The sequence below is a fragment of the Thermocoleostomius sinensis A174 genome (assembly GCF_026802175.1).
Classification (GTDB): Bacteria; Cyanobacteriota; Cyanobacteriia; order Elainellales; family Elainellaceae; genus Thermocoleostomius; species Thermocoleostomius sinensis.
In genome coordinates this window covers 2,399,502-2,413,155 of sequence record NZ_CP113797.1, presented here as the reverse complement: position 1 = coordinate 2,413,155, position 13,654 = coordinate 2,399,502, and the positions used below count along the sequence as shown (strand labels likewise).

The window sequence follows — 13,654 nt, the reverse complement described above, 5'->3', positions numbered from 1 at the left end:
ACCTACTTAACGCTCAAATTTCTAATCAAAAAGGGAATCGATTAGAACAAAAACTAGGCAAACAGTAAAGAGAGAAGAAGCCATGCAGGCTATGTTGTTAGAAACTCCGAAGCAACCATTACAGGCTGTGGAGGTGCCAATTCCAACCCCAACCGTTGATCAAGTGTTGATTCGAGTCCAGATGTGTGGCATTTGCCGCACTGATTTGCACATCATAGATGGAGAACTCAGAGACCCCAGACTACCGCTAATTCCGGGACATCAGATTGTGGGAACCATTGTCGAACTGGGTGCAACTGTAACAGAGTTTCAGATCGGCGATCGCGTGGGGGTGCCGTGGTTGGGATATACTTGCAACCACTGTCGGTATTGTCTTTCTGGCCGAGAGAACCTATGCGATTTTGCCAAATTCACTGGCTATCAACTGAATGGTGGCTACGCTGAATACACGGTGGCCGATGCTCGCTTTTGCTTCCGTATTCCCGACGGCTATCCTGATTTGCAAACGGCTCCGTTGCTGTGCGCAGGGTTAATTGGTTATCGATCGCTAGGCATGACCAGCGACGCCAAGCACTTGGGGCTATATGGGTTTGGAGCAGCCGCCCATATCATAATTCAGGTAGCACGACATCAAAATCGCCAGGTCTATGCCTTTACCCGCCCAGGAGATGCTCAAGGGCAGCAATTTGCGCGTGATCTGGGTGCAGTCTGGGCTGGTGGCTCTGATGAGTTTCCACCCACGTTACTCGATGCGGCTATCATCTTCGCTCCAGTTGGGGCCCTAGTGCCGACGGCTTTAAAGGCAACAGCAAAAGGTGGGGTTGTTGTGTGTGCAGGCATTCACATGAGCGAGATTCCAGCATTCGCCTATGACATTTTGTGGGGAGAGAGAATGGTGCGATCGGTTGCTAACTTAACGCGCCGAGATGGAGAAGAATTTCTCACCTTAGCTCCTCAGATTCCAGTGCAAACTCAAGTAGAAGCGTTTCCGCTGACGGCCGCCAATCAAGCACTGGAGGCACTGCGGCACGGAAGAATCCAAGGAGCAGCGGTGTTGGTAATCGATACTTAACCGCGAGAAAATCCTTTATTTCTAGTTTATTCTTCCCGCGTCTACCTGCTTACTTATTTTCAATTTCCAATTTACTAGGCCAACCAATGCCACAAGGGCAAGCATTCGGATATGCTCACCCCTGTCGTGATCGAGTCTTCAGAACAAACATGAAATCATGAAATTGCCAGTAGTGATTGCCATCGACTGGCTAAACAAATCTGTCTAGAGGCTACGGCCCAAGTTTTGTTCGTGTTTGGCTATGGCCCACACAGCATGGATACTGCCTGGCAACCAGCCTAGCAAAGTTAACAAAATGTTAATAAATAAGGTGGGACCTACTCCGTAGGTGAGAAAAACACCCACTGGAGGCAGGAGGATGGCTAAAACTATTCGTAGGAGTGTCATAAGCGGCTTCTGTCAAAGAGTTAAACGTAAATCTATTGTCAGTAAGGCCAGACCTTATTTCCTCCACCCTAAGAGCTAAATTAGCAGACTGCTTATGCTGCTGTTCAATAGAGGATCGATCGTCTAGGAAAGAATAAGGTCACTGGATACGGCGCTAGCTGTAGCGAAAGTCTGGCAGTTATTATGCGTCTTACACGATCGGTTCATTTTGTTAGCTCGACTGGTTCTCTTGAGCAAGCTGTCAACTAAGGCAATCCCTTCATAGAGGTTGGCTTCACAGATTGTTCATTTTCTCAGCCCTTGGACGACCTTTTAGATACCTGATCTTGATAATCCCGATCGTTGCACCTCAGTATTCTAACGCTCAACGCTCAACAACCAAGGTGAATGAGTGAAGCTGAAATCGTTCAGCAAATTGCAGCTCCTCTAAGCACTTAGCAGTTATTTAACTAATCACTGAATCGCTTCAATCAAGCTAAACTCTTCTAGACATTGACTTGCTCCTTCACCTGCTTGGGCTGGTAAAATGCCTTGGCTTTGTGCGTACGACCTAACCAAAAATTGGTCAATTGAACGCCAGCAAGGTATAGGAAAGGTGGAATGGTGCTGAGGTATCGTTTCCACAAGCGACGCGGCTCTTGAATCAAGCGATATAACCACTCAAACCCTAACTGGCGCACCCAATTGGGAGCACGCTTATGAATGCCCGCGTATACAGGAAACACACCGCCCAAGCCTACCATAACGGCTTGAATCTTGCCTTGGTGTTGGTTCATCCAAATTTCTTGCTTTGGACATCCCAATGACACTAAAACAATTCCTGCACCACTTTGATTGATCTTTTGAATCAAGGCGTTGTCTTCTTCAGGAGTCAGTGGACGAAACGGCAAAGGCTCCATTCCAGCGATTTGCAAAGTGGGAAAATCCTCAAACAAATGCTGTTGAATTTTCTTCAAAATCTCTGGCGTAGAGCCGACAAAGAAGACACTGATGTTTTGGCATACCATCTGCTCACACAGCGCCATCAGAATATCCATCCCGGCGACGCGATTTTGATGATGATTGCCTAATAGATTCATCAACCATACCAGTGGCATACCATCAGGCGTAACTAAATCAGCTTCGAGCAAGATAGAGGCAAATGACGGATTTGTATGCGCCTCCATCAACATGTGGACATTGGCGACACAAACCGTTTTGCTTAACCGCTTACTTGCCCATTTCATCATTAATGCAATTTGTCCGTCAAATGGTAAAGCAGTAATCGGAAATCCAATTACGCTTTGAATTGGAGGCGAAATTTCTGGAGGCATAGGTTTTTCAAAATAGTACGTCCAACAGGAATACACGAATCAATCCGTGTTCAATGTCACGGGGGCAATGAGGTATCCTCAATGGGAAACCGTGTGGATGCGATCGATTACCGATCGATTGAGGAACAAACGAATTCAGCTTGTAACCAGTGAGAATTAGCGCAGTGCTTCGATTCCATGCAAGCAAACCTAGGCAATTGGGCTGTGCAGAATCGATCGGACTTGAGCAGTGTTCAAGGTAGATGTGGCAGCGAAACCAGCCTGCAACACTTCATCAAACGAATAAAAAGTCTTAATGCGATAGATGCTATGAACAGACGCAAAAGGTAGAGTTGGCGTCTGCCTGATCGTATAGGTGCGGCCTAGGAGTAAGCTGATGCAAGTTCAACTAGATTACAATTCAGCTTCAATGGTAGATGTCGGACGCACTAACCTCTTCAAACCTGACGTTGGTGTTTGACCTTTGGTAGATGACTTGTAGCGTTCCGCAGGTTGCTTAAGTGGTAGATGTCAATGTAGCTGATTTCGGGGTGTATTCAGGCCTGCGCGTTGCTGAGACTCTCACTAGTGACTTATTCTGGAAGAGAACTGGTCTCTCCGGGTAGATAACAAATTGATAAGCAAGTAATCTAGAAAACAGATAAAAAACGGCCTGCATTCAAGACTATACTTGCAGATTCAGCGTGATCCGGACAATTTTGGAAATAGCGCCGACCGAAACTTAAATTTACATTCTTTCTAGGATAGGTTGGCACATGCCTGCTAGAAAAGCAATGATTACGAAAGTAATTTCCTGATTCTTCACGATCTTTCTACTTTTCTGAAAGGTTACACCAATTCTTTTTCAGGCTGCATCGGCATTCACCCCACCGCTGGCGGCTCCTCTCCTTAGCAAAAAGAGGTTGGCAGGGGTTGGCATACTGTACAACCGGATAGAGACTGGGTATTGTACATTGATGACTTTTGCGATCGCCCATCCAACAACCTGAATAGAGTGCCGCTAAATCGTTTTTGTACGCTGGCAAGATACGAAAAAGAAGCGCATCCGCATACGCTTCTCTCTAAAGTTATAAAAGTGAGTGGTTGGGCAAATTCGGGAAACGAATTTTCTGCTTTGTCCCTGCTGAGATACTACTAAGACATTGTCCGTTGCAAGACAATCCCCAAGACAGGTGTTTTTGCAACTTGAACTCGGTCTAATCCTTGCTCCAGGGCCGATCGTCTCAATTTACCTACCTCCGAAACCAAAATCATGCCGTTGGTATGGGCCCCAATGAGGTAAGCATCAGCGAAGTTCACTAGAGGAGGAGCATCATAAATCACTAAATCAAAGCTGTTTTGGAATTGCTCCATCAAGCGCTGCATTTTTTGAGAGGATAGCACACGGGTGGGATCTGGGGGAATGGCACCCGCTGTCAGGACAAACATATTTGGTTCAAAGGTCGATCGCTGAATTGCTTCTTTTACAGAAAGATCGCCAGAAATCACATCAATTAATCCGCCTGAATGGTGCAGTCCGAGGTACTGATAGAGTCTTGGTCGGCGTAGATCGGTCTCTACTAGTAAAACTCGCTGGGTCATGGCTGATGCAGCCATCGCTAAGTGAATAGCAGTTGTTGTTTTTCCTTCGCCTGGTTGGGTTGAGCTAATCACCAGCGATTGAATCGGTGAATCAGAATTGAGTAAGCGAATGTTGGCATAGAGCGATCGAAACGCCTCAGAAAAGGCATCGATGTCTTTATACCTAGCGCGGTTAATATCCTGGTTTTGCTGGTTTTGCTGGATGGCAGAATCCAATCGTTGCAGCGACACTGCAAAACTATTAATTCCCGACGCACCCAGCAATGAATCGTTATTGGGAATAGCACCCAAAATAGGAAAGCCTGTAATTCGTTTCAATTCCTCTGGTGTTTGTACCACATCTGTCATGCGTTCTGCTAGCAATGCGGCCCCAATCCCAACCAGTAAGCCCAGAATTGCTCCTAAAACCAAATTTTGTGGCAAACTGGCCGAGGTCGGTTCAGGTTCGGTGGTAGGGGTTAATAGCTCCCACGGAATTTCACGCTGGGCAGCGTCAATTTCAAGCAATTGGCGCTTAGCCAAAAACTGATTTAGGTTATCGGTGGCAATTTGCAACTCGCGCTGAATATCTGTATAGATGCGAGAAACTAGTGCTAGTTCATTGACATCAGCTCTGAGTGATCCCAAGGTTTGTTGTAACGCCCGATCGCGCACTTCTAGTTGCCGAACTTGCCCACCCACTTGCCGCTGCGCCACTTGACTTTCTCGCGTCAGCAACGATAGGATATTGCGCCGTTGTTCTAGCAAGACTTCCATTTCAGGAGCCGTTTCTAAATAGATTGTGGAAGCTTGCGCAATTTCGCCGTCGAGAGCTAATAACTGAGCGATCAGGTTTTGATAGCGTGGGTTTTCACTGAGGGCAGAGGACGCGGCTAATTCGGTGGGTAATTGCGAAAGTTGTCCCTGTAGATCGGAGGAAAGGGTGCGCGACTGCTCTAGCTCTACCTGCGCCTGAAGCTGTTCTTGGGAGAAGGCGCTAATCTGGTTCGATAACTCATTGCCCTTCGACTCTGGGTCAATCAAAACATAGCGTTGCCGAAGTTGCTGAAGTTGGTCTTGCAATACAGACACCCGATCGCGCAGATCTGGCAGTTTGTTCTCAACAAATTTGATTCCTCGTTGAATATCGGCTTGTCGTGATTCAAGGCTATAGGCAAGGTAGGCTTCCGAAATTAGGTCTAAAACTTTCACAACCGACTCTTCGTTGTTGCCGCGAAAACTGACCTGAACAATGTTGGATTCCTCTGCCAGCGTCGTAATAGCTAGGTTATTGACCATCGCCTCATAGCAACGCCGTCTCACCTCTGCCTCCGATAGGGATGGATCAATCACTGGATCTTCGGCACCTGGATTCAGTAACTCCGAACAGATATTAGGAGATTCATTTTGCAGTTTTTGTACCACGGGTTCCAAAATTTTGGGACTGGCCAGGATCTGCAATAAATCTGCCTTGACTCCATCTGGGGTAACGGCCTGTCTGGATGTTGGTCTGTTTCCAGTTTCGTCAAGGGAAGAAATCACCTGGGATTCGGCCGAATCTGGCTGTACCAAAATTTCAAATTTGGCATCATAGACGGGTGTGTCCGTAAAGGCTTTTAGTCCTGCTGCCAGGGTAATTGCCGACGCAACACCCACAATTAGCAACAGACGGCGACGCAGCGTTGCAATGACTTGACCGACGTGAAGTCCGCCTTCATCGTTCTCGCTGGGCAGAGTTGGATTAACAAACGGGAGGGGTTGCAGGGATTCTTGGGTCTTCATGCCTAAACCTTCAGATGAGAGAGTTACCGGAAAAGCCTGAGGAATCTAAACGGAAATTCAAAGATTGAGAATGCATTGCCCAAGGGAGCCAGAATCGTTTCCAGGGTATCGCCTGCTCTTGCAATGCCCGATCGGCCGACAACAATGACATCGTTATTTTGAACGATCGGGTTATTGCCCGTGGCTAAGGCATCTCCTAATTCAAGCTCTAGCTCTTGGCGAGTCACTGTTCCATCGGGATTTAGGCGAATGAAGTCGAGAGAATTGCGGCTAGCGCGAGGGGTGACACCACCAGCCGCCAAAATTGCTTGGTTCAACGTGGAGTTAGGTCGCAGGCTAACAATACCTGGATTTTTTACTTCCCCAACCACGTTGACTTGAATCGTATCCGGTGAAAAGCTAGCTGCACCGAGCGTTGAAGCTTCTTCGGGACTAATCGCGGTTGCAGTAGGAATGACGACCGTGTCACCCTCTTGCAGAATGGCATCCTGCCGCAAATCACCTTGCAGCAGTGACCACAAATTGACTTTAAATACCTGTTCTTGCCCAGTGCGGGTCAGGCGGCGAATTTCGACATCTCGAATGTTGGCAAGCGGTTTGATGCCTCCTGCTATCTGAATGGCGCGAGTGACCGTAGGCAGGCTGCTATCGCTACCGATCGTGATATTTCCTGTTTCTCCGGCAATTTGTGTGTTGCTGGTTCCACCTGTTACCGTATAGGCTCCAGGACGGAATACTTCACCCACCACCGCGATGTTAATCGGGCGTCCCGATTCGGGGGCAAAATTAGACGCGGCCAGAACTGGCGCTTCATTCAGAGCGATGGTCGTTTCAGGCACCACGATCGTATCACCATCGCGCAGCGTCACATCATAGCGAAGATCGCCCGTTTGCAAAAATTCCCATAGATCAACATTGAAGACCTCTCCGGTTGTGGTTCGACGAACCTGAATTTGCCGAACATTCGCACTTTGGGTAATTCCACCTGCGGTTTGCAACAGTTGCGTTAAGGTGGGATATTGTTCACCTTGTTGTTGAGATACGGCATAGGAACCGGGGCGAATCACCTCTCCGGATATGGCAATTTGCAGAGGGCGTCGATTGAGTAAGGTGACAGTGACGATCGGTCGGCGCAGAAATTGACTGTAGCGACTGGAAACTAGGTCGGTTGCTTCAGACAACGTTAACCCTGCAACGGACACACTTCCAACGAGGGGCAAGTTCAGCGTGCCATCAAGCTGCACTTCATTTTCGCCGCTGTATTGTTCAACCTGAAAAATGTCAATGCGGACTCGATCGCCAGCCCCCAAGCGATAGGAAGAGTCGGGCTGAGGCGGCGGGCTTCCTATCGGTCCTTGAAATACAGGAAGATTTGAGGGTTGCGCAGTTGCCGGAGCCGTTGTTGTTACTAGCACCAACGCTAGCCCCAGAAACGGCACTACTCGATTGGCAGAACCCAGAAAACCTTGGCTTGGCATAAGGGAGCACTCCACATTCACGGATTTCGACAGAAGCACGGTTGAAGACTCGATCTGAATACTCTTTGCAGAGTTCTCGAGTCAAGATCCGAGAAAAAATCTGTCGCTTCGGTGAACTTTATCGGAAGTTTATGTTAAAAATTGCCTTTGCCAAGGATAAAGATTCGTAAGCCCAGGCTTTTTCAGAAAAGTTTGCAGTAGGAAGTAAGAACCGTTGGTAAGCCTATTCCATGCGGGACAAAACAGCCACTTTCATCAGTTTATCCGCGGCTAGACCCTCTAGTTCATCAAGATACAGCCATCCTTCTTTAACCAATGTTGCAAACACAAAGATCAGCGAGGCATATTGATAGTCATATTTGCCATCCATATCGTGCCGTTTAGCACTTAAAAAGTCGTGTAATTGCCATACATCCTTGAGCGTTTCGATCGTGCTGGCTTGTCCACGTACTTGCTCAATTAACGCATTCATTTCCCGCTCATAGGCTTTCTCAAACGCAGCTTTTGCGATCGTTTGTTCAGCCTGAGACCACTCCACATCACTCACTTGCATGTTAATCACACCTGTTACTTCGGTCAAAAACAGAGCGCCCTTGGTGAGAGCGCTCTCCATTCAATCATTTAAGGCTATCTGCAAATTTGCCTCGCTCTAGCGAATTAAATTCAATAGCTCTTTGGGAGAGGCGAGTAAATCGATCGCCACAAAGAAAATTTTGCCCTGAGGATTGAGCAAGAACCGCCAAGCCATATTCATGCCCACCGCCGCACCAAACCACGGAGTTTGCACCTTGCCTGTGACTTTAATCTGAGTGTAACCGCCTTCGGCCGGTTCAGACACCCCGCGCTCTGGCAACAGATTGAGGTTTTGACACTCTTCATTGAAGAACCGCAAAATAGCATCTCTGCCAACGATCGGGCGTTGAAAGGGAGGTTGAAGGGCCCCATCTGGCGCGAACAGATCGATCAGTGCTCCGAAATCGTTAGCGTTGAGGTTGTTCATATAGCTTAAAACGGTCGGATTTGTGATCCCTTCGATCGTTACCTGAGTGCGCTGTGATGCATCCTTTGGCGGCACCACTGGCTCAGAAACCCTTGTATAATCACCTAGTTTGTCTGGGTCAAATCCCATGTCTACAACGGCACTGCGCAAAACAGTAATCTGTTGTCCTTGGTCTAACTCTCTCAGTGCTTGCAACACCGCAGAAGCATTAGCAGACAGTTGATAGCCTGCTGGAATTGGAGCAACAATTCCCTGATCCATCCACTGCCCCAACTGATACCAAAATCCCAGCTTGATGTTTGGAGTCCAGGCTGCATACGTGCGGCAAATTGGCGTATCTGCATGATTTGCCAAGTCACACATTACCTGCGTTTGCTCAGGAAAGCTCATTTGTCGAATTTGATTCAGTGTGGCTTCTGCAAACTGCATACTAGCCGCTCCTGGAGCCGCGATTGTGATTGTTTTTCCCATTTCCCGATAGGCAAACCAAGTCCAGGCAAGCTGGTCTTCGGCACTCAGCAAGTTGAATCGAGCGATCGTAGCCGGTACTGCGTCAGCCGACAAAGTACTAGGAAAAATTCCACGGGCCGAATCAATAGTAAACGGCATGTCACAAACCTACCTGACGAAATTTACAACAGAAGCAGAGATAAAAAGGCAAAGCCCTATAGGAAGCTTTATGAGTAAATTATCACAAAATGTAAAGTTTAGTAAAATTATCTTTACAAACTCAAAGAATAGAGTTCAATTTATAGCTGTAAAGATTTCAGTTGAGTGACAAAAACGCGACAAAACGCAACCAACCTAGGGACAGAAATCTGCTCCTCTGAGTATTGCTGAAATATTGGTAGATAGTACGCCGCTATGATGGTTGCGGCTAGTAGCCAATGGACCTCTTGCAACCCCTACAATCCTGAGATTAAGGTTCCTGCATTGGCACTGTTGGGTTGAAATGTCGGCTTGCGCAACGGAGAAACAACGTAGATAAAAGCAATAAACGCTGCTGTTAACAACAGCAAGCCAACTAAACCCAAAACAGCAGCGCGTCGATCGAGTCTAGAAAACATGGTTGCGATCTCCACGTAGTTTCTATAAATGGTGACGCGCTCCGTTGCTTTTTGGATTCCTTGGATTGTTCCAAAAATTGTCCTTTACTCCGCAGGAATCTTAACAGCGTGAAAGGGCTGATATGCTTTTTCAGGATGATACAGATGGCAATACTCTACAATGACCTTCATCAGCGCCCAAGAAAATTGAGCTTCTTGAATGTGGCTACCCCAATGATGTTTGAGGCTACGGTGAGCGGTCCGTAGATTGTAGGAAGGAATTGCTACAGAGATATGATGCGGTACGTGCACGTTAATGTCATGACACAGAAGTTCAACCCAGCGCGGATAAGTACAGTGAACCGTTCCGGCTAATTGAGCTTCGGCTGCGTTCCAGTGTTCGATCGGCTCGAACTGAATGTCAGGGGCGGTGTGGTGTACCAACGTAAAGGTACTCATCCAGAAGTGATAGCCTAGCCACGGCATGAGCCAAAATTTGATGAAGCCCCAAAGACCGGTTGTGGCGATTAATGTAGGAAAGAAGACCCCCGCAAACAGTACCACAGCGATGATTGATGTTTTTACTTTCTGACGATCGCGCTTGGTAAAGTTGGTGAGATCAAAATGAAGTTTGGCCCAATGAGCGACCGACGCTAACCACCACAAACGCCCCCGCAGCGCTTCGTAGAATTTGCGCATGAAGAAATGAGTTTCGGTATATTCTTCTGCTGTCCAAGGCTGCCAAGCATTGTCAATTGCTAGCTTGTTTGTATGAAGATGATGATGATTGTGCAAAATGCGCCAGCTATGAAATGGATAAATCAATGGCAGCATCAGAATCTGTCCCACCCAATCATTTACCCAGCGACGTTTGGCAAACGATCGATGACCACAATCATGGGCAATCACAAAAAATCCAGTCAAGGCAGTTCCAGTAAAGAACCAAGCAAGGGGTAAAAGAAACCACGGTGAAGTGGCAATGGCTACGTATCCAACACTTACAGCGAGGACACTGATGAAAACCGAAGTCCATGCCTTTCTGCGATTTTTCTCAAAGCATTCACGCGGCAATGTCTTAATGATATCCTTTAGCTGAACATTGTTCAATCGAAGCGCCGTGTCGGCCGAGGATATCGATGGGGTTGCGAACTTTTCTGTGGTGGCAGTCATGAAAAGAGTTCAATCTCCGTACAGGAACGAGTAACGGGTTTGTCATAAATTCGCAAAAAATTCACACAAAAAGACCTGCTAGCCTAGGAAGGTTCTGTAGCAGGCTACCTTGTGTGCTGGCGCGAATTTACATCAGGTCCTTAATTCAACTGCGGCAATGAATACCATTCCCGAATTGAAATACTTTAAAAACCTTTACATTTATAACATGCCTAGAGGGTTGCTTTTCTCTTAAAAAATTCTAATTTTTCTATACCATTTGCGATCCGTAGTGTGCTTGGACGAGATTGCCTATAGTTTAGGCGGTTTTGTACACCGCAGAATCATCTAGACATGACGTAGATCGTGATAAACATAACCGTTGTTACACTACATTCGCGGATTGATAAAGATGAGGCGATGGGACAGCGAGTCATCGCCTTAATAGACTGATCGAAGCGCCACATCCGAAAATATAGGAGATTGGCGTGAAGCTAGATCAGCTATTCTTCTACATTCAGCGCTATTACATGACTCATCTGATCTCCAAATTACCGGAACGAGTCGGTGCATTCATCATCCGCAAGAACAAAGTCGATCGATATGAATTGCTGCTATTTCGGCATCCAGATTGTCGCGAAGCACCCATTCAATTGCCCGGCGGCGGTATTGACCCTGAAGAAACGATCGAAGCGGCGTTGCATCGCGAAATTTATGAAGAGAGTGGACTCACCAACTTAACGCTACTTCGCAAAGTGGGTACGTCACAGCGATGCTGGCTCGATACTCACCACATTGCCTATCGTCATTATTTTCTGTTGGAAGCCCCATCTACGACTCCCAATGGTTGGGAGCACATAGTTCATGGGGACGGATTTGATGCCGGACTGCGGTTTACTTACTTCTGGCAGCGTCCAACAATCGAGTTTACGCTAGCAGGGGGAGCACAAGCGTTTCTAAATCGGTACCATCTCCCAGAACTATATGATTAGTCGATTGATTGATGCTCAACCGTAGATGCTTCAGCCAAATGAGCCGAGGCACACAAATCAACTAATTGACAGCGATCGCAAGCAGGTTTGCGAGCATTGCACACGGCTCGACCGTGATAAATTAACCGGATCGACCAATTTTCCCAGTCTGGTTGTGGTAATAAGGACATTAAGTCCCGCTCAATTCGAATCGGATCGGTGTGCTCGGTTAACCCCAGCTTTTGGCTCAAGCGTTTGACATGGGTATCAACCGTGACACCTTCATGAATCCCATAGGCATGGGCCAGTACCACATTAGCGGTTTTACGGGCCACACCAGGCAGCGCTAGTAATTCCTCCATCCGATCGGGCACTCGTCCCCCGTACTGCGACACAATCAAGCGACAGGCTGCCTGAATGTTTTTGGCTTTGTTGCGGTAGAAGCCCGTCGATCGAATTAAGGTTTCAAGTTCGCTTAAATCTGCATTGGAAAATGCCTCGGCATCGGGAAAGCGCTGGAACAAGGCGGGTGTCACCAAGTTTACGCGCTCATCGGTACATTGGGCTGAAAGCATTGTCGCAACTAAAAGCTGCACTGGTGTCTCGTAAGTCAACGTACAGGGCGCTTCAGGATATAGTTGCTTTAAGCGCAGCAGAATGTCTAACGCCCGCTGCTTAGTGGCTGCTAGTTTCTTGGCAGACAGGTTCCGAGGGGGATCGATCGAGTTTCGTTTCATCCTCAAAACTGGCATCACTGAAACAAGCGCTGAAATACAGCCAATTGCGTCGTGTCTCGCACAATCAGAAAGATCCCCAGCCCCAACAACAGCACTAGTCCTGTTTGCATGACGTTTTCTTGAATCCGATTTGGCAAGGGTTTACCGCGCAATGCCTCGATCAGCAGAAATACCAACTGTCCACCGTCTAAAGCTGGCAGCGGCAAGATATTGATAATCGCTAGGTTGATACTGATAATCGCGGTGAACGGAAACAGACTACTGGCGTTGGCAGCAGCCAAGCCGGCTCCCTGCTCCACAATCTTGACTGGACCAGCCACTTGACCTGCGACCGAGCCAAAATCTGTGATCAAGGTAACAAAGCCTTGCACAATCCGCACAAAGGTATTTTGAAACTGCTCGGCTGCCAGAATCAGCACTTCGCCAATGCCGTTGGGACGACGATATTCCGTAATACTGCCGTTGGGCAAAAGCTGAACGCCGATGCGAGCCACACCGTCTTCTCCTGCTTCTGGAGTGACGGTTACTGTCAACTCTTGGTCGTTACGCTGCACCGTCAAATCGATCGGCTGATTCGGGCTGGCTTGAATTTCTTCCATCAGGGTTCTGACTGCCGTTTCCGACGAACCGAGCGATCGACCATCGACTGCCAAAATTAAATCTTCCGATCGTAGCCCTGCTTGAGCGGCCGGAGCCGTTTGCGAAATCACCTCGGAAACTAGTACTCCCGGTTGATAGTCAAACTTTTCAGGAATCCCCACGCCTGCAAACTGTGCCACGAATACCAAGTAGGCAAAAATAAGGTTGGCAATGACGCCTGCGCTAATCACGATCGCCCGATCGAGTACCGGACGGTTGCGCAGCAAATCTGGATCATTGGGGGGGATATTGCTATCGGGGTCATCATCGGGAAACCCAACAAAGCCGCCCAGTGGAATGGCACGAACAGCGTATTCGGTTTCTTTCCCCTGATACTTCCAGAGAATGGGTCCAAACCCAAGCGAGAACCGATTGACATGGATTCCCTGAAGCCGGGCGGCTAAAAAATGTCCCAACTCATGAACCACAATTAAAAGTGCAAGAACTGCGATCGCCGCTAAAACTGACATAACCCCGTAACGCTCAAAATAGGTGTTCTATATCCTTACTATTCTAAAGG

The 13,654-nt window shown here is 47.7% G+C and carries 12 protein-coding genes; 2 read left to right on the top strand and 10 right to left on the bottom strand.

Annotated elements, in window-relative coordinates:
* The first annotated feature begins 82 nt into the window (after positions 1 to 82).
* Positions 83 to 1,072, top strand: a complete 990-nt coding sequence (locus OXH18_RS10440; RefSeq protein ID WP_268612714.1) for a zinc-dependent alcohol dehydrogenase family protein — start codon at positions 83 to 85, stop codon at positions 1,070 to 1,072.
* Between the two features lie 204 nt (positions 1,073 to 1,276).
* Here the strand turns inward: OXH18_RS10440 and OXH18_RS10435 are convergent, their stop codons facing one another.
* From OXH18_RS10435 to OXH18_RS10400, 8 genes are all read right to left on the bottom strand, one after another.
* A complete protein-coding gene (locus OXH18_RS10435; RefSeq protein ID WP_268612712.1) occupies positions 1,277 to 1,459 on the bottom strand; it encodes a YqaE/Pmp3 family membrane protein in 183 nt (60 codons plus the stop codon).
* A 485-nt stretch (positions 1,460 to 1,944) separates the two neighbouring features.
* Entirely contained in the window at positions 1,945 to 2,772 is an 828-nt protein-coding gene (locus tag OXH18_RS10430; protein WP_268612711.1) for a WecB/TagA/CpsF family glycosyltransferase, read from the bottom strand.
* A gap of 1,134 nt (positions 2,773 to 3,906) precedes the next feature.
* On the bottom strand, positions 3,907 to 6,114 hold the full coding sequence (locus OXH18_RS10425; protein WP_268612709.1) for a GumC family protein: 2,208 nt from the start codon (positions 6,112 to 6,114) through the stop codon (positions 3,907 to 3,909).
* 23 nt (positions 6,115 to 6,137) lie between these two features.
* On the bottom strand, positions 6,138 to 7,592 hold the full coding sequence (locus OXH18_RS10420; RefSeq protein WP_268612707.1) for an SLBB domain-containing protein: 1,455 nt from the start codon (positions 7,590 to 7,592) through the stop codon (positions 6,138 to 6,140).
* 223 nt (positions 7,593 to 7,815) lie between these two features.
* Positions 7,816 to 8,145, bottom strand: coding sequence for a hypothetical protein (locus OXH18_RS10415; RefSeq protein WP_268613161.1), 330 nt, complete (start codon positions 8,143 to 8,145; stop codon positions 7,816 to 7,818).
* 96 nt (positions 8,146 to 8,241) lie between these two features.
* Positions 8,242 to 9,201, bottom strand: a complete 960-nt coding sequence (locus OXH18_RS10410; RefSeq protein ID WP_268612705.1) for an orange carotenoid-binding protein — start codon at positions 9,199 to 9,201, stop codon at positions 8,242 to 8,244.
* 296 nt (positions 9,202 to 9,497) lie between these two features.
* On the bottom strand, positions 9,498 to 9,659 hold the full coding sequence (locus OXH18_RS10405; RefSeq protein WP_268612703.1) for a hypothetical protein: 162 nt from the start codon (positions 9,657 to 9,659) through the stop codon (positions 9,498 to 9,500).
* 84 nt (positions 9,660 to 9,743) lie between these two features.
* Positions 9,744 to 10,808 carry a fatty acid desaturase gene (locus OXH18_RS10400; protein ID WP_268612701.1) on the bottom strand — a complete coding sequence of 355 codons (1,065 nt, stop codon included), beginning with the start codon at positions 10,806 to 10,808 and terminating at the stop codon, positions 9,744 to 9,746.
* Positions 10,809 to 11,275: 467 nt separating this feature from the next.
* Between OXH18_RS10400 and OXH18_RS10395 the strand changes: the two genes are divergently transcribed.
* Positions 11,276 to 11,779 (top strand): NUDIX domain-containing protein, encoded by a 504-nt coding sequence (locus OXH18_RS10395; RefSeq protein ID WP_268612699.1) that lies wholly within the window; start codon positions 11,276 to 11,278, stop codon positions 11,777 to 11,779.
* Here OXH18_RS10395 and nth read toward each other — a convergent pair.
* The gene (gene nth / locus OXH18_RS10390) at positions 11,776 to 12,495 is read right to left on the bottom strand and encodes an endonuclease III (protein WP_268612697.1); all 720 of its coding nucleotides are present in this window, start codon (positions 12,493 to 12,495) and stop codon (positions 11,776 to 11,778) included. The genes OXH18_RS10395 and nth overlap by 4 nt on opposite strands.
* A gap of 14 nt (positions 12,496 to 12,509) precedes the next feature.
* On the bottom strand, positions 12,510 to 13,604 hold the full coding sequence (rseP, locus tag OXH18_RS10385; RefSeq protein ID WP_268612695.1) for an RIP metalloprotease RseP: 1,095 nt from the start codon (positions 13,602 to 13,604) through the stop codon (positions 12,510 to 12,512).
* Between the last annotated feature and the right edge of the window lie 50 nt (positions 13,605 to 13,654).

Coding starts and splice junctions, on each gene's coding strand:
- rseP (WP_268612695.1), bottom strand. CDS start 13,604: ATGTCAGTTTTAGCGGCGATCGCAGTTCTTGCACTTTTAATTGTGGTT.
- OXH18_RS10400 (WP_268612701.1), bottom strand. CDS start 10,808: ATGACTGCCACCACAGAAAAGTTCGCAACCCCATCGATATCCTCGGCC.
- OXH18_RS10425 (WP_268612709.1), bottom strand. CDS start 6,114: ATGAAGACCCAAGAATCCCTGCAACCCCTCCCGTTTGTTAATCCAACT.
- OXH18_RS10440 (WP_268612714.1), top strand. CDS start 83: ATGCAGGCTATGTTGTTAGAAACTCCGAAGCAACCATTACAGGCTGTG.
- OXH18_RS10430 (WP_268612711.1), bottom strand. CDS start 2,772: ATGCCTCCAGAAATTTCGCCTCCAATTCAAAGCGTAATTGGATTTCCG.
- OXH18_RS10420 (WP_268612707.1), bottom strand. CDS start 7,592: ATGCCAAGCCAAGGTTTTCTGGGTTCTGCCAATCGAGTAGTGCCGTTT.
- nth (WP_268612697.1), bottom strand. CDS start 12,495: ATGAAACGAAACTCGATCGATCCCCCTCGGAACCTGTCTGCCAAGAAA.
- OXH18_RS10410 (WP_268612705.1), bottom strand. CDS start 9,201: ATGCCGTTTACTATTGATTCGGCCCGTGGAATTTTTCCTAGTACTTTG.
- OXH18_RS10435 (WP_268612712.1), bottom strand. CDS start 1,459: ATGACACTCCTACGAATAGTTTTAGCCATCCTCCTGCCTCCAGTGGGT.
- OXH18_RS10415 (WP_268613161.1), bottom strand. CDS start 8,145: ATGCAAGTGAGTGATGTGGAGTGGTCTCAGGCTGAACAAACGATCGCA.
- OXH18_RS10405 (WP_268612703.1), bottom strand. CDS start 9,659: ATGTTTTCTAGACTCGATCGACGCGCTGCTGTTTTGGGTTTAGTTGGC.